A 15,473-nucleotide genomic window follows, 5' to 3' on the forward strand; every position below is an offset into this window, starting at 1 on the left:
CCACACACCCGGGCCGCCAGGGGCCCGGGTGCGGAGCAAGCGCCGTCAGGAGTTGCGGCTGGCCGGGTCGACCCGGGCGTACGTGAGCAGGTCGGCCATCGTGAACTGGCCCGAGAAGCGGGCGGGCAGGGTCGGACGCCAGTTGGGTTGCACCTTCAGGTAGCTCGCCGGGTCGAGCTGGGCGATGCCGATGAGCACCTCCGCCACGATTCGCCCACCTACCGCGCCCAGTGAGCCGCCGCCGGCCTGGAGTTGTGCCTCCTTGAGGATGTAGTAGAAGAGCGGGGTGTTGGAGTCCAGGCCGAGGCCGTACCCGCTGAGCTCCGGGAAGTTGAAGCTGCCGAGTGCGGGCGCCCCGATGTGTGCGGCGATCCGCTGGCCCGACGGGATGCCGAAGGTGAGTTGACGGAGCATGTCGCGTCCGAGCAGGTTGGCCGACGGCGAGCCGGGCGGCGGTGGTGGCAGCGGGAACCCGAACAGCGGCGTCGAGTTGCGGACGTCGATCCACTTGCTCCACCGCACCTGGCCGTCGAAGAACTGGAACCAGAACTGGTAGTCGAGGTAGCGGCGGGCGGCCCGCTTCCCGCCGCGCAGGTCGGCGGGATCGGCGCCGCTCAGCGCCGGGTCGAAGAGCATGGCGTAGAACTCGTCGCCGCCGTCGCCGGTGCGGTTGACCAGGTAGGCCGGTCGCGGCTGGCTGTGGCCGAAGCGGAACGCCGCCGCGGTGAACTCGACCGGGATGAACGTCGCGTTCGGCTCCGGCCGGTAGAAGCGGCGGCCCCCGTTGAGAACGGTGAAGACCGTGCCCGGGCCGGCGATCAACGGAAGGAACTCGTTGAGCACGATCCACTGGTAGTGCCAGGTGACGAGTTGCCGAGCGGCGCCGAAGACCTGCGCCGCCGGTGTGCCCTGCGCGCGCACCAGGTCGACCACCCGGTTGTGGAAGAGGATGAACGCGGCCGTGATCTGCGCGATCGGCAGGTTCTCGTCGTTGCGGACGTCGAAGACGATCGCCCTGCCACTGGAGTTGCGCGGCAGGTCCTCGAAGCGCCCGCCCGACTCGATCTTGAGTTTGGCGGGGTCGGCCGAGTTGTAGAGCTCCGGGTTTCCGGTCGGCCCGCCGCCGTAGAGCGAGTCGAGGTCGAGGGCGGGCGTCCGCGGGTTGGGCACCGTGGTCGGGTCGACCGGCGTGCCCAGCGGCGCCGTCGTCTCGAAGGCCAGGTCGTGGTCGACGAACTGCCCGAAGTACGTCATGCCCTGCGGGATCGAGAAGTTGTCGGGGTTGTTGATGCTGTGCTGCTGCTGGTCGGCGAGCGCCTCCGCGCCGACGCCGAGCGGGTCGCGGGCGTCCATCGGGCCGCCGACGCGCGACAGGTCGATCAGCGCGTTCCGCATCTGGGTCGTCGCGGACCCGAACGCCGGCAGCGACGGGAACATCCGACCGAACCGGTTGGAGAACGCGGCCGCCGCGGGCGCCGCGTCGAGCAGGACTCCCCCGGTGCCGGCGACGAGGGCCCCCGCGCCGACTCCGGCCAATAATCGCCGTCGGCTGACACCTCGGGAAGCGTTGTCAATTGCCATGTCGGCCACCTTCCGTCCGCGGGCGCCCGCGTGGACGCACGGGCCGCAAACCCGCGAACCGGCAGCAGTGTGAACCCCTCGGTTAGTGGCGCCCTGGAGCCTCGGTGGTGTCCGGCTGGAGGCCGCTGAGCATGGTGTCGACAAGCGAGGTGTCGTGTTTCGCGGCGCGGAACAGCGGGTGGTCGAGCGTCGATCGGAGGAAGTCGCGGGTCGTGGCCACACCTGGCCCCTCGACGGCGCACTCGTCGAGGGCGCGGGCCATCCGGGCCAGGGCCTGGGTGCGGTCGGGCGCCCAGACGACCACCTTCGCGAGGAGGGAGTCGTAGTCGGCCGGCACCCGGTAACCGGCGTACCCGTGTGTGTCGACGCGGACGAACGGGCCGGCGGGAAGGTCGAAGCGGGTCAGCTCACCCGGTGTCGGCACGAAGCCGCGCGCCGGGTCCTCGACGTTGAGGCGACACTCGATCGCCGTGCCGCGCGGCGTCACGTCGGCCTGGGTCAGCGCGAGCCGTTCGCCGGCCGCGACGAGGATCTGTTGCCGCACCAGATCGACGCCGGTCACCAACTCGGAGACCGGGTGCTCGACCTGGAGCCGGCAGTTGACCTCCATGAGGTGGAAGTCGTCCCCGCCGCCGACCAGGAACTCGAAGGTGCCCGCGCCCACGTAGCCGACGCCGAGCGCGCCGGTGACCGCCGCAGCGGTCATCCGGTCGACCATGTGTTGCGGCAACCCGGGCGCCGGCGACTCCTCGATCAGCTTCTGGTGCCGCCGCTGCACCGAGCAGTCCCGCTCGCCGAGGTGGATGCCGTTGCCGTAGCGGTCGGTGAGCACCTGCACCTCGACGTGGCGGGCCGACTCCAGGTAGCGCTCGATGTAGACCCGGTTGTCACCGAAGAGCAGCTGCGCCTCGGCCCGCGCGGAGGCGAACTCGCCCAGGAACGAGGCCGGGTCGCGGACGACGCGTACGCCTCGGCCGCCGCCACCGGCGACCGCCTTGATGATCAGCGGAAAGCCGATCTCCTCCGCCACCGTGCGGGCGTGCGTCGCCGACTCGACGGCGTCGGTCGTGCCGGGGAGCACGGGCAGGCCGAGGCCCGCCATGATGCCCCGCGTCCGGGCCTTGTCGCCCAGCGCGGCCATCACGGCGGGCGGCGGCCCGATGAACGTGATCCCGTCGGCCTCACAGATCTCGGCGAAGTCCGGGTCCTCGGAGAGGAATCCGTAGCCCGGGTGTATCGCGTCGGCCCCCGTACGGCGGGCCGCCTCGATGATGGCCGGGGCGCTCAGGTAGCTGCGCCGGCTCGGGCCCGGCCCGATCTGGACGGCCTCGTCGGCCAGGCGCACCACCGCCGAGTCGCGGTCGACGGTCGAGTAGACCGCCACGGTACGCAGCCCCATCTCCCGGCAGGTCCGCGCGATCCGGACCGCGATCTCGCCCCGGTTGGCGATCAGCACCGACTCGAACACTGTCAGCCCTCCGACACAGCTAAGGCGATCAACCGTTCGCCGTACTCGACCGGGGTCGCGTTGGGTACCAGCACCTTCACGACCTCGCCCGCGCGGTCGGCTTCGACCGGGATCATCATCTTCATGGCTTCGAGGATCGCGACCTGCTGACCGGGCACGACCTGGTCGCCCTCGCGGACGAACGGGTCAGCGCCGGGTGACGGCGCGAGATAGAGCGTCGCGACCATCGGCGCGCACACGTAGTGCAGGCCGGCGTCGGCCTCCACCAGCGGGACCGCCGGGACCGTCGCCGCCACCGGCGCGCCTTCCGGCCACTCCACCTCGACCACCAGGTCGCCGTGCTGGAGCCGGGCACGGCGGACCGGACCAGGAGTCGATCCGATCAGCCGCGCGAGACTGCGGACCGCGGCATCCAGCGGGTCGGCGTTACCCTCCGGCATTCGTCAAACCTCCGATCTGTCGGAAGCGGGCCCGGCGCTGGGCCCGCACCTCCTCGCGGTTGAGACCGGCCAACTCCGCCAACGCGTCGACAACCGCCCGGTGTACGGCCGAGGCGGTCGCCCCGGGATCGGCCGGCGCCCCGCCGGGCGGTTCGGGAACCACTCCGTCGACGATGCCGAGCGCCAGCAGGTCGCCGGCTTGGAGCTTGAGCTGCGCGGCGGCCTCGTCGGCCCGACCGGAGTCGTTCCAGAGGATCGCGGCGCAGCCTTCCGGGCTGATCACCGAGTACGTCGCGTTGGCGAGCATCAACACCCGGTTGCCGACGCCAAGGGCTAGCGCACCCCCGCTGCCACCCTCGCCGGTCACGACCGCGACGACCGGCACCGTCAGCCCGGCCATCAGCCGGATGCTGTCGGCGATGGCGAGGGCCTGCCCGTTCTCCTCCGCCGAGATGCCGTGGTAGGCGCCGGGCGTGTCGATAAGCGTCACGATCGGCGTTCCGAGCTTCTCGGCCAGGCGCATCAGCCGGGCCGCCTTGCGATAGCCGGCCGGTGTGGCCATGCCGAAGCTGCGGCTGGCCACCTCGGCGACCGTGTGGCCCTTCTGGTGGCCGATCACCACGGCGGGTCGCCCGTCGATCAGGCCGACGCCGCCGACGATCGCCGGGCAGTCACTCGCCAGCCGGTCGCCGTGCAGCTCCACGAAACCGTCCACGAAGTGGCCGATGTAGTCCAGCGTGGAGGGTCGACCGAGGTCGCGGGACAGCGCCACGACCGCCCACGGGTCCGCCGACTCGGGGGGCGCGGTAGCCCGTACCCCGTAGGGATCCGGCGCGGACCGCTCGGCCCCCGCGAAGGCCAGCAGTCGGCCGATGGTCGGCCGCAGGTTCGACCGGGGCACCAGGTCGTCGAGCATGCCGCGGGCGAAGAGGTACTCGGCGGTCTGGAAGCCGGCCGGCAGCGGCTGACGCAGCGTCTGCTGGATGACCCTCGGCCCGGCGAAGCCGAGGCGTGCCCCCGGCTCGGCGAGAATGACGTCGCAGAGCGTCGCGAACGATGCCGCGACGCCACCGTAGGTCGGGTCGCTGACCAGCGAGATCGTCAACACCCCGGCCTCGTCGAGGGCCCCGAGCGCCGCGCTCGTCTTGGCCATCTGCATGAGCGACAGCACGCCCTCCTGCATCCGGGCGCCGCCGGAGGCGCTGACGATCAGCAGCGGCGTACGGGTCTCGAGCGCCAACTCGGCCGCCCGGGTGATCCGCTCGCCGACGCCCGTGCCGAGGCTGCCACCGAGGAACCGGAAGTCCATGACGGCGGCGATCAACGGCTGCCCCTCGACCGTGCCCCGGACGCAGACGACCGCCTCGTCGAGCCCGGTGCGCCGGCGGGCGGCCTCGATCCGTTGCGGATAGGGCCTGGTGTCGACGAACCCGAGCGGATCGCCGAACGCGCCGACCGGTGGCAGTTCCTCGACCGAGTCGAGGTCGAAGAGCTGCTCGATCCGCTGGTGTGCGGTGACCTGGTCGTGGTGGTCGCACTCCGGGCAGACGCCCAGGTTGCGCTCGACCCGGCGTTGGTAGAGCAACGCCCGGCAGCCCGGACAGATCAGCCAGCTCTTACCGACCGGCGTGTTGACGGTGGCGGTCATGACTGCCCGCGTTCGGCCGCGGCCTTCTCCACGATCTCCCGGATGCGTGCCTGCTGCTCACGTGTGGTCCGGTTGAGGTGGGCGGTCATGCCCTCGTCGTCGGCGTGCCCGCCCGGCCGCATCTCGAAGTCCTGTACCCAGCGCATCCGCACGCCGCCGTCCGGGATCTCGGTGTACTCCCAGAACAGGTTCATGTACTTGAAGGCGCCCGTCTCCAGCCGCCGTGCCCGCACCACCCGGTCGTCGCGGTCGGGCACCCGCTCGGAGACCCAGCTCCAGACCCGGCCGGCCGGGTCGGGGTGCATGGTCAGGCGGAAGACGACGGCGCCGTCGGCGGACGTCGAGAGCACTTCGGTGCTGGCGTACTCGCTGAAGAGGGAGGGCCAGTTGGGGATGTCGTTGGTCAGGTCCCAGACGAGGTCGAACGGTGCGTTGATGACGACCGCGTTGTCCGTGTGTCCGGCCATGGGGTCACCGATCCGCGAGTCGTTGGTTGACGTAGTCGACGGCGAGCCGCGGCGTCTTCATGATCGAGACGGCGTCGTCGGGGATGCGCACCTCGTACTCCTGCTGCACCCGCGCCGCCAGCTCCAGCAGCGCGAGCGAGTCGTAGCCGAGGTCTTCGAACGGCGCGTCGAGCGTCGCCGGATCGGCCCAGTCGGTCTGCTCGACCACGCCGGAACTGGTCTCCAGGATCCGACGCAGGTCGTCGAGGGTCAGCTGGCTCATGAGTTTCCTCCCGTCGGTCGCTGCCACCCGTCGCGCACGCCGCCGACCTGCGGCACCGGCGACTCGGGGTGCGGGACCTCCTCGGTGTCGACGTGGCCCAGCTCGGGGCGCGGCGCGAGCGGACTGATCTGGAACACGATCAGCGCGGTCTCGCCGCCGGCGTTGACGATGCGGTGCCGCTGACCGCGACGGACCATGAGAGCCTCGTCGGCGGCGACCTTGACCTCCGTGCCGTCGACCCGGATCACGACCTCGCCGCGTACGAGGTAACAGAACTTGTCCGAGTACGGGTTGTACTGCTCGGCCAGGAACTCACCCGGCTCCAGCCGGACCGTGCCCATGAAGCCCTCCGTCGCGTCGACGGTCTTCGGGCTGAGCAGGATCCGCACCTCTCCACCGATCCGGTTGATGCCGGGCACGTCGGTGGCGGCGACCTTCACGATCGGTTGCCGATGCATGATCATCCCTTCTCTGCGACGAGCACGCGGAACGGCAGGTCCGTCGGGTGGACGGTGGCCGGGCCGAAGCCCGCCGCGGCGAGGGCCCGGTTGTAGGCGGCGACGGAGTGCGACTCCCCCTCGAAGGTCCAGACCAACATCAGGACCGAGAAGAGGTACGGCGCCGGGTCCAGCGCCGGCGACTCGTCACCGGTGGTGAAGCCGACGATGACGAGCCGCCCACCCGGCTTGACCACGGAACCGAGCCTGGTCACCAGCTCACGCACCCGCTCCTCGGAGAAGTGGTGGGTGACGTTGGTGAGCAGCACGACGTCGTAGGGCCCGCCGAGATCGGTGGTGAACATGTCACCCGGCAGGAACGACGCCCGGTCGCGCACGCCGAGCCGCTCGGCGTGCTTCTCCGTCACGGCGAGCACGTTGGGCCAGTCGAGCGAGGTCACCGCCGCCTGGGGGTTGTGCTGGGCGAGCGTGTAGCCGTAGACGCCGTGGCCGCAGGCGACGTCGAGGATGTCGAGTTCGGCGCGCTCCTTCGTCCACGGCGCGAGCGCCTCGGCCATCACCTCCGCGGTGGGCTGTGCGACCTTCGTCGCGTACGCGGCGAAGTCCTCCCAGTAGGTGTACTCCGGGGTCTCGGCGTGCACGTCGAGGACGGTGCCGCCGGCCCGGACGGCGGCGCTGAGGTCGCGCAGCGCGTCCCACTCCCAGTCGCTCGACATCACCTTGACCATGCCGCCCAGGTAGTCCGGACGGGTGCTGACCAGGTGGTCGGCGGCCGCCGGGGTGAGCGAGAAGTGCTCGCCGGTGCGGTCGGTGAGGCGGATCGCGGTGAGCGCGTCGAGCAGGATGCGCGCGCCCCGCGGGTGGATGCCGAGCTTCGGGGCGAGCCCGCTGGCCGTCGCCGGGCCCGCGGCGAGGGCGTCGAAGACGCCCAGCTCCACGCCGGTACGCAGCAGGCTCGTCTTCTTGTATGCCTGCATCATGTCGTTGATGTCGCGGCGGGTCAGCGTCACGTGATGCTCCCTGTCTCGGGGCTCCAGGTGTAGAAGGGCGTGGCCTTCGAGTCCTGCAGCTCGGTCATGCTGTCCGGCGCGTAGCGCTGCAGGTAGGCCGAGAGACGTCGGTTGACCTCCTGGAAGTCCGCGCGGGCTCGGGCCGCGAGGAGCTTGTCGAAGACGTCGGTGTCGGCCTCGAGCAGGTGCATGTAGAGGTCCTGGTAGCGGAAGAGCGTGCGCCGGGAGATGCCGACGACGTAGGGCATGTCGCCCTTGTCGTGCTCGGCGAAGAGCTCGGCGACCGCGTCGGCGTGGCCGGGGTCCATCCGCATGACCATGAGAGCGCGGTAGGACATCTGCTCACGCTCCCCGCAGGATCGTGGCCAGGGCGGCGGCCAGGGTCTGCGTCTGGTCGTCGACCGGGCCGGCGCTGCGCCAGGCGACGATGCCGTCGGGGCGTACCAGCAGCGCCCCGCCGGGGCCGACTCCACAGCTCGCGAGCCACGAGCCGTCGTCGGCGAGGTCACCGTCGGGGCCGGCGGTCAGCGCCGTGATCGGAAGCCCGGTCTCCGCCGAGACCGCCTCGACCGCCGCGAGCCAGGCGTCGCCGCCGGGAGCGGTGGCCAACGTCCAGCCCTCGGTCAGCACGTCGATCGTGGAGACCCGCGCGCCGTCGTGGTCGACCCAGCCGTGCGGCGCACGCGATCCGGGTTGGCCGGTGAAGGTCAGCTCGCGGGGCAGCAGCTCGGTGTCGGCGGGCGCGCCGACGATCGCGTTCGACGTGTACCGGTAGCCCATCGTCACGATGACGAAGTCCCGATAGGCGGCCTTGTCCTCGTCGGCGAGCTGACCCCGGGTGCGGAAGAGCATCCACGCCTGGTCGGCGGTCGCGGCGCCGACCGGACGACGCTCGGCTTCGTAGGAGTCGAGCAGGCTCTCGTCGGCCCGCCCCTGCAGCACGTCGGCGAGCTTCCACGCCAGGTTGTGCGCGTCCTGGATGCCGGCGTTGACGCCGAAGCCGCCGGCCGGCGGGTGGGCGTGACAGGCGTCGCCGGCGAGGAAGACCCGCCCTGACTGGTACGCGTCGGCGACCATGTGCCGCGCGTCCCAGGGCTGGGCCGACTCGACCTCGACCTCCAGCTCGGGGTCGCCGGCCGCGATCCGGGCCAGCTCGACGCAGCGTTCCGGGGTGAAGTCGGCCGGCGACTGCCCCCGCTCGGGGTAGTAGTTGACGCCGAACATCCACCGCCCCGGCTCGATGAAGAGCAGCAGACCCTGGGCCAGCTGGTTCATCAGGTAGATCAGGGTGAACCGGGGTGCCGTGTCGGGCAGGTCGACCTTGGCGCGGAAGATGATGCTGACGAAGTTCCCGGCGACACCGTTGCTGCGGTTGCCGATCTGGAGCATCTCGCGGACGGGGCTCTTCACGCCGTCGGCCGCGACGACGTACCGCGCCCGGATGGTGCGTGTCGTGCCGTTGTCGTTGACGGTCGCGGTCACCCCGTCCTGGTCCTGGGTCAGCCCGATCAGCTCGTTCTGGAAGCGGATCTCCGCGCCCGCTTCGACGGCGGCGTCGTGGAGCAGCGGCTCGTAGTGGTCCTGGCCGCACCAGATCGGCCAGCTCGGCGTGAACGTGTCGTAGTCGACGTCGTGGGCCTCCATGACGAACGACTTGTGCAGGTCGGCCAGCGACTGGGCGCCGAGCATGACAAGTGGCGTGGCCCGGCCCGCGCGGACGAGGTCGAGTTCGGCGCCCGGCCCGACGATCTTCATGCCGGCCTGCTGCACGGCCGGCTCCAGGCCGACGGTGCGGAAGATCTCCACCGTGCGGGCGTGCAGACCGGTCGCGCGGGGGATCGTCGACAGCCGGGGCCGACGTTCGACAAGGATCGGCCGGATCCCCTTGCGGGCCAGGAAGAGCGCGGTCGACAGGCCGACCGGGCCGCCGCCGACGATCAGGACGTCGGTGCTTCCGTCAGACATGAGCGTCCTCCGTGTAGACGACTTTGTAGAGGTGGCGTTCCGGCGTGGCGATCGCGCGTACCTCGCCGAAGTGGGGATGGACCTCGGGGTTCTGGAGCATCGCGGTGAAGTGCTCTTCGCTCTTCCACTGCGCGTAGTTGACGACCCGGGTCCCGTCGAGGCTGGCGTGGATGTTCGCCGACACGAACCCGTCGACCTTGGACATCACCGCGTCGGTCGCCTCGATCAGGATGTCGACGAGCTTCTGCTGGTTGGCCGGCTCGACGGTGAAGACGTTGACCATCGTCACGACCGGCTGGTCGATGCCGATGTGTGCCATTGCGGGCTTCCTTTCCTAGATCGGACGCGCTTCGAGCAGGGCCCAGCCGCGGGAGGCGGGGGTGTTGACCAGCTCGAAACCGGACGCGGTGAACAGCGCCTGCCATTCGCGGAGGTCGCGCTCCTTGCCGCCGAAGAGCACCAACATGTCGATGTCGATGATCTTGGCGTGGTCCCACTGGTTGCGCGGCGGCACGATCTGGTCGATCGCGATCAGGCGGGAGTCGGCGTCGCCGATCGCCGCGCGGATCCGACGCAGCAACGTGACGCAGGTGTCGTCCGGCCAGTTGTGGACGATCGACTTCAGGATGTACGCGTCGGCGCCGGCCGGCAGCTCGTCGGTGAAGAAGTCGCCGCCCCGCACCTCGACCCGCTCGGTGACACCGTGCTCCTTGAGCAGCGGTTCGGCGTCGGCCACCACCTCGGGCAGGTCGAAGAGGACGCCGGTGCCCTCGGGGTGACGCTGGAGCATCTTGGCCAGGAAGTAGCCGTTGCTGCCGCCGATGTCGGCGATCCGGCCGAACCGCTCGGGCGCCAGCTCCGCCGCGAACCGGTCGGCGAGCCGCCGGCTCCAGTGGGCCATGAAGCCCTCGAAGAACCGGTTGGCCTCCGGGTGGGCCTGGAGGTAGTCGTAGAAGCCCATGCCGAAGACCTTGTTGAAGGCCGGCTCGCCGGTGCGGACACTGTGCAGGATCTCCGCGTACGGGAGGCGGTTGAAGTCGGCGCCGCTGAACTGCACCATCGGCCGCAGCCCGCCGATCCGGGCCGACGTCAGCCCCTCGCCGAGCGGCGTCAGCGCGAACGACCCGTCCTCCTGCTCGTCGAAGATGCCGACCGCCGAGGCCGCGCGGAGGATCCGCCGCAGCGCGTCCTCGTGTGACTCGGTGGCCGCCGCCAGTTGGGCGACCGGCACCGGTCCGTCGACGAGCAGGTCGGCGACGCCGAGCTCGGTGACCACGTAGATCACGTTGGCGATCTGTTTGGCGCTTCCCAGCACCGCGATCTGCCGTTCACGCAGGTCAAGCGCCTGCTGGTCGTCGAAGTTCGCGACGGCGGCGAGGCTGGCGTCGGTCATCGTCCATTCCTTTCGTCGGTCACGACCATGGCCGCGTTGAACCCGCCGTAACCCCTGGCGAGCACGAGCGCCGCGCGTACGGGTGTCTCCCGCGCGACGTCGCGTACCAGGTCGAGGTGCAGGCCCTCGGCCGGCTGGCGGATGTTTGTGGTGGGCGGGATGACACCGTGTCGGATCGACAGCAGCGCGGAGACGAGGTCGAGCGCTGCCCCGCCCGAGTAGAGCCGGCCGGTCATCGTCTTGGGCGCCGTCACCGGCACCCCACGTGGGCCGAAGACGGCGGTGACCGCCTCGGCCTCGGCCCGGTCGAGCTCCGCGACCCCGGCGCCGTCGGCGAAGACGACGTCGATGTCGGCTGGCGTGAGACCGGCGTCGGACAGGGCCATCTCGGCCGCCCGACGCAGACCCGGCGGGCGGCCGGAGCCGGGCCGCGGGTCGAACGTCGCGCCGTATCCGGCGATCACCCCGTAGACGTCGGCCCCGCGCCGGGCAGCGGCGTGCTCGTCCTCCAACACGAGGATCGCCCCGCCCTCGCCCGGCACGTAGCCCGACGCGTTGGCATCGAACGGCAGGAAGGCCGTGGCCGGATCGCGCCCGGTGCTGAGGAGGCCGTTGGCGAGCTGGGCCGTCCAGCCCCACGGGCAGAGCGACGCGTCGACACCGCCGGTCATCACGAGCTGCACGCCCTTGCGCACCTGGCGCCGGGCCTGCGCCACCGCGTCGAGCCCACCCGCCTGCTCGGTGACGAGCACCCCGGTCGGCCCACGCATCCCGTGGCGGATCGAGATCTGGCCGGTGTTGACCGCGTAGAACCAGGCGAACGACTGGTAGGCGCTGACGTGCTCGGAGCCCTTGCTCCAGAGCTTCTCCAGCTCACGATGGCCGAACTCGAAGCCGCCCGACGCGCTGGCCGTGACGACACCCATGCCGAACTCGGGCAGCGCCGCCGGGTCGACGGACGCATCGGCAAGCGCCCACTGCGCCGCCGTCAGCGACAGCCGGGTCATGTGGTCGGTCTGCGCCATCAACCGACTCGGGATGTGATCGGCCGCCTCGTATCCGGGAACCTCGCCGGCCAACTGCGCGGGGTAACCCGAGGGATCGAAACGGCTGATCGGCCCGATGCCACCCACCCCGGCGACGGTGGCCGCCCAGAAGGCGTCGCGGCCCAACCCGTTGGGCGCGGCCACCCCGACCCCGGTGACGACAGTGGTCATGCCACACGCGCCAGGAGCATCGCGCTCTGGAAACCGCCGAACCCGCTACCCACGCTCAACACCACGTCGGTCTGCTGCTCGCGGGCGGTGAGCGGCACGTAGTCGAGGTCGCACTCCGGGTCGCGTTCATGCAGGTTGGCTGTCGGCGGCACCACCCCGTGCTTGATGGCCAGGGCCGACGCCGCGATCTCGATCGACCCGATGGCGCCGAGCGAGTGGCCGATCATCGACTTGATCGAGCTGACCGGCGTGCGGTATGCGTGGTCGCCGAGGCTCCGCTTGAACGCCGCCGTCTCGTGCCGGTCGTTCTGCTTCGTACCCGAGCCGTGCGCGTTGATGTAGTCGACGGCGTCACCGGGCAGCTGGGCGTCGGCGAGCGCGACCCGGATCGCCTCGGCCATCTCCCGCCCGTCGGGCCGCAGGCCGGTCATGTGGAACGCGTTGGAGCGGGAGGCGAACCCGACCAGCTCGGCGTAGATCTGCGCACCTCGCCGGCGGGCGTGCTCCAGCTCTTCGAGGACGAACATCGCCGACCCCTCGCCGAGGACGAACCCGTCGCGGCTGTTGTCGAACGGCCGCGACGCGTGCGCCGCGTCGTCGTTGCGGGCCGTGGTCGCCTTGATCGCGTCGAAGCAGGCCACCGTGATCGGCGAGATCGGGGCGTCGGTCGCGCCGGCGATCATCACGTCGGCCGAGCCCTCGCGGATCAGCTCCCGGGCGTGGCCGACCGAGTCGAGGCCCGACGTGCAGCCGGTGGAGACCACCGTCGCCGGACCTTCAGCCCCGACCGACCACGCCACCTCCCGGGCGAACGAGCTCGGCACCAGATAGTCGTAGAGGTGCGGGGTGGCGTACCGGTGGTCGGTCAGCCATTTCCGGCCGCCGTCGCTGACCACGACGTACTCCTCTTCGAGGCTCATCGTGGCCCCGACCGCCGTGCCGACACTGACGCCGACCCGGGTCGGGTCGACGACCTCGAAGCCGCTGTCGGCGAGCGCCTCCCGGGTGCAGACCACCGCCATCTGAGCCGCCCGGTCCATCCGGCGGATCTCCTGCGGCGACAGGCCCTCGGCGGCCGGGTCGAAGTCGGCCTCCGCGGCCACTCGCGACCGGAAGGGCGTGGCGTCGAAGAACGACAGGGTACGGGTGGCCGTACGGCCAGCGGTCAACAGTTCCCAGAACGCCTTGGTGCCCAGTCCACCGGGGGCGATGACGCCAATCCCGGTGATGACCACCCGACGGTCGGATGTGCTCGTCATGGAAGACCTCCTGGCCGCGATGTCCGTGTGAAAGCTAGGGACGGCCGGTCGAACGGCGCTGGAGCGTCGGTCGAGGGCCTGTCACGAGGCCCTGGCCAGCCCTGGGCGCAGTGGCCCGCCGGCGGCCAACACCTCCCGCTGGAGCCGCTGGAGGTCAGGCGAAGGGTCCAGGCCCAACTCCTCACTGAGCACCCGGCGCAGGTGGTGGTACGCCTGCAACGCCTCGCCCCGGCGTCCGGACCGGTTGAGCGCCACGATGAGCTGACGGTGGAACCACTCGTTGAGCGGGTACGTGCCCACGAGGTAGCGCAGCTCGCCGATCAGCTCGCGGTGCCGACCGAGCGTGATGTCGGCCTGGATGCGCAGCTCCAGCGCCCGGATCCACTGCTCCTGCAGGTGGATCGCGTGGGCCTCCAACGCCGGCCCGAACGTCACGTTGGCGCCCACCGGCCCGCTCCACATGGCCAGCGCCCGCCGCAGCACCTCGGCGCCCTCCTCGGGCCGGTCCGACTCGATGTGCGAGCGGCCCTGGTCGAGCATCGTCTCGAACACCTCGGCGTCGAGCTGGCCCGGCTCCACCCTGAGCAGGTAGCCGCGTGCGCGGCTCTCCAGCACGGTCCGGTCCGGGGTCTCTATGCCCTCCTTCGCGAAGAGCTTGCGCAGGTGGTAGATGTAGGTCTGCACCGTGGTGACGGCGCTGCGCGCCGGATCGTCACCCCACAGCTCCCGGATTATCGAGTCGACCAGAACGACCCGGTTGGCCCGCATCACCAGCAGCGCCAGCACGGTCCGCACCTTCGGCGGCGTCGGCGTGCAGATCCGGCCTTCGTGGATCACTTCCAGCGACCCGAGGATCTCGTACCTGACCACAGTGGTCCCCCCATTCCCCATAGCACTCGTCGAGACGCTCTCAAGCTATGGATGAGCGGGGCGGGTCGGAACGACCGCAGGTAGCGAGATCACGGGTTCTTCCGAGGATCGATCCATGTCGAAAGTTGTACGGCGGATACCCCTTTGATCGCTCGATGCTTCCTCAAGGCAACCTCCACCAGAGGCGGGAAGACTCGCCGGGCCCCCACGCCCCCTGGGTTAGGAGTCACACATGTCGCGCCGCCTCTTCACCTCCGAGTCGGTCACCGAAGGTCATCCCGACAAGATCGCCGATCAGATCAGCGACGGGATCCTCGACGCGCTACTGGCGCAGGACCCGCACAGCCGGGTCGCCGTCGAGAGCCTGATCACCACCGGCCAGGTCCACGTCGCGGGCGAGGTCACCACGCAGGCCTACGCCGACATCCCACGCATCGTGCGTGAAACAGTCCTGGGCATCGGGTACGACTCGTCGAAGAAGGGCTTCGACGGCGCCTCCTGCGGCGTCAGCATCTCGATCGGTGCCCAGTCGCCCGACATCGCGCAGGGCGTCGACACGGCGATCGAGCTGCGCGACGGCTCGTCCGGCGGCGGGCTCGACGCCCAGGGCGCCGGTGACCAGGGCATGATGTTCGGCTTCGCCTGCTCGGAGACGCCGGAGCTGATGCCGCTGCCGATCGCGCTGGCCCATCGTCTGGCCCGTCGCCTGGCCGCCGTCCGCAAGGACGGCACGGTGCCCTACCTGCGGCCGGACGGCAAGACCCAGGTCACCGTCGAGTACGACGGCCTACGCCCGGTCCGGCTCGACACCGTCGTGGTCTCCACGCAGCACGCCGCCCACATCTCCCTCGACGACCTGCTCACGCCCGACATCCGCAACCACGTGATCACGCCGGAGCTGGAGGCCCTCGACCTCGACACCGAGGGCTACCGGCTACTGGTCAACCCGACGGGGCGGTTCGAGATCGGTGGCCCGATGGGCGACGCGGGCCTGACCGGCCGGAAGATCATCGTCGACACCTACGGCGGGTACGCCCGGCACGGTGGTGGCGCGTTCTCGGGCAAGGACCCGTCGAAGGTCGACCGGTCGGCGGCGTACGCGATGCGGTGGGTGGCGAAGAACGTCGTCGCCGCGGGCCTGGCGGAGCGGTGTGAGGCGCAGGTGGCCTACGCGATCGGCAAGGCCCATCCGGTGAGCCTGTTCGTGGAGACCTTCGGCACGGAGACGGTGCCGCTCGACCGGATCGAGAAGGCGATCGGGGAGGTCTTCGACCTGCGTCCGGCGGCGATCATCCGCGACCTGGACCTCCTGCGTCCGATCTACCAGCAGACGGCGGCCTACGGTCACTTCGGCCGTGAGCTCCCGGACCTGACCTGGGAGCGCACGGACCGCGCCGCGGACCTCAAGGCCGCTTGTTGAGGAACCTCCCCGACC

The 15,473-nt window shown here is 70.7% G+C and carries 16 protein-coding genes; 1 reads left to right on the forward strand and 15 read right to left on the reverse strand.

All coding sequences use genetic code 11. The features are described 5' to 3' along the window. Nucleotides 1-45 precede the first annotated feature (45 nt). The 15 genes from PSH25_RS01050 to PSH25_RS01120 form a co-directional block, all read right to left on the reverse strand. Nucleotides 46-1,581, reverse strand: a complete 1,536-nt coding sequence (locus PSH25_RS01050) for a peroxidase family protein (RefSeq protein WP_238657140.1) — start codon at nt 1,579-1,581, stop codon at nt 46-48. 82 nt (nt 1,582-1,663) lie between these two features. Beyond that, nucleotides 1,664-3,049 carry an acetyl-CoA carboxylase biotin carboxylase subunit gene (locus PSH25_RS01055; protein ID WP_238657141.1) on the reverse strand — a complete coding sequence of 462 codons (1,386 nt, stop codon included), beginning with the start codon at nt 3,047-3,049 and terminating at the stop codon, nt 1,664-1,666. A gap of 2 nt (nt 3,050-3,051) precedes the next feature. Next, nucleotides 3,052-3,378: an acetyl-CoA carboxylase biotin carboxyl carrier protein gene (locus tag PSH25_RS01060; RefSeq protein ID WP_308193600.1), complete on the reverse strand. Its 327-nt coding sequence runs from the start codon at nt 3,376-3,378 to the stop codon at nt 3,052-3,054. Between the two features lie 97 nt (nt 3,379-3,475). Beyond that, nucleotides 3,476-5,137, reverse strand: coding sequence for an acetyl-CoA carboxylase carboxyltransferase subunit alpha (locus PSH25_RS01065; protein WP_238657142.1), 1,662 nt, complete (start codon nt 5,135-5,137; stop codon nt 3,476-3,478). Beyond that, nucleotides 5,134-5,604 carry an SRPBCC family protein gene (locus PSH25_RS01070; RefSeq protein ID WP_238657143.1) on the reverse strand — a complete coding sequence of 157 codons (471 nt, stop codon included), beginning with the start codon at nt 5,602-5,604 and terminating at the stop codon, nt 5,134-5,136. The genes PSH25_RS01065 and PSH25_RS01070 overlap by 4 nt, the downstream gene beginning before the upstream one ends. A gap of 4 nt (nt 5,605-5,608) precedes the next feature. Further along, entirely contained in the window at nt 5,609-5,866 is a 258-nt protein-coding gene (locus PSH25_RS01075) for an acyl carrier protein (protein WP_130406896.1), read from the reverse strand. After that, nucleotides 5,863-6,327 carry a cupin domain-containing protein gene (locus PSH25_RS01080; protein WP_238657167.1) on the reverse strand — a complete coding sequence of 155 codons (465 nt, stop codon included), beginning with the start codon at nt 6,325-6,327 and terminating at the stop codon, nt 5,863-5,865. The genes PSH25_RS01075 and PSH25_RS01080 overlap by 4 nt, the downstream gene beginning before the upstream one ends. Further along, entirely contained in the window at nt 6,327-7,334 is a 1,008-nt protein-coding gene (locus tag PSH25_RS01085; protein WP_238657144.1) for a class I SAM-dependent methyltransferase, read from the reverse strand. Before PSH25_RS01085 ends, PSH25_RS01080 begins: the two co-directional genes overlap by 1 nt. Then, on the reverse strand, nt 7,331-7,672 hold the full coding sequence (locus PSH25_RS01090) for a TcmI family type II polyketide cyclase (protein ID WP_238657145.1): 342 nt from the start codon (nt 7,670-7,672) through the stop codon (nt 7,331-7,333). The genes PSH25_RS01085 and PSH25_RS01090 overlap by 4 nt, the downstream gene beginning before the upstream one ends. Before the next feature lie 4 nt (nt 7,673-7,676). Next, a complete protein-coding gene (locus PSH25_RS01095; RefSeq protein ID WP_238657146.1) occupies nt 7,677-9,299 on the reverse strand; it encodes an FAD-dependent oxidoreductase in 1,623 nt (540 codons plus the stop codon). Continuing rightward, entirely contained in the window at nt 9,292-9,618 is a 327-nt protein-coding gene (locus PSH25_RS01100; protein ID WP_210781784.1) for an antibiotic biosynthesis monooxygenase family protein, read from the reverse strand. Before PSH25_RS01100 ends, PSH25_RS01095 begins: the two co-directional genes overlap by 8 nt. A gap of 15 nt (nt 9,619-9,633) precedes the next feature. Then, a complete protein-coding gene (locus PSH25_RS01105) occupies nt 9,634-10,692 on the reverse strand; it encodes a methyltransferase (RefSeq protein ID WP_238657147.1) in 1,059 nt (352 codons plus the stop codon). Then, nucleotides 10,689-11,909: a ketosynthase chain-length factor gene (locus PSH25_RS01110; protein ID WP_238657148.1), complete on the reverse strand. Its 1,221-nt coding sequence runs from the start codon at nt 11,907-11,909 to the stop codon at nt 10,689-10,691. Before PSH25_RS01110 ends, PSH25_RS01105 begins: the two co-directional genes overlap by 4 nt. Continuing rightward, complete coding sequence (locus tag PSH25_RS01115) at nt 11,906-13,168, reverse strand: beta-ketoacyl-[acyl-carrier-protein] synthase family protein (RefSeq protein WP_238657149.1); 1,263 nt, start codon at nt 13,166-13,168, stop codon at nt 11,906-11,908. The genes PSH25_RS01110 and PSH25_RS01115 overlap by 4 nt, the downstream gene beginning before the upstream one ends. 81 nt (nt 13,169-13,249) lie before the next feature. After that, nucleotides 13,250-14,038, reverse strand: a complete 789-nt coding sequence (locus PSH25_RS01120; protein ID WP_238657150.1) for an AfsR/SARP family transcriptional regulator — start codon at nt 14,036-14,038, stop codon at nt 13,250-13,252. Between the two features lie 232 nt (nt 14,039-14,270). Between PSH25_RS01120 and metK the strand changes: the two genes are divergently transcribed. Beyond that, complete coding sequence (metK, locus tag PSH25_RS01125; protein WP_238657151.1) at nt 14,271-15,458, forward strand: methionine adenosyltransferase; 1,188 nt, start codon at nt 14,271-14,273, stop codon at nt 15,456-15,458. Nucleotides 15,459-15,473: the final 15 nt, after the last annotated feature.

It is taken from the genome of Micromonospora foliorum (genome assembly GCF_022229015.1).
Taxonomy (GTDB): Bacteria; Actinomycetota; Actinomycetes; order Mycobacteriales; family Micromonosporaceae; genus Micromonospora; species Micromonospora foliorum.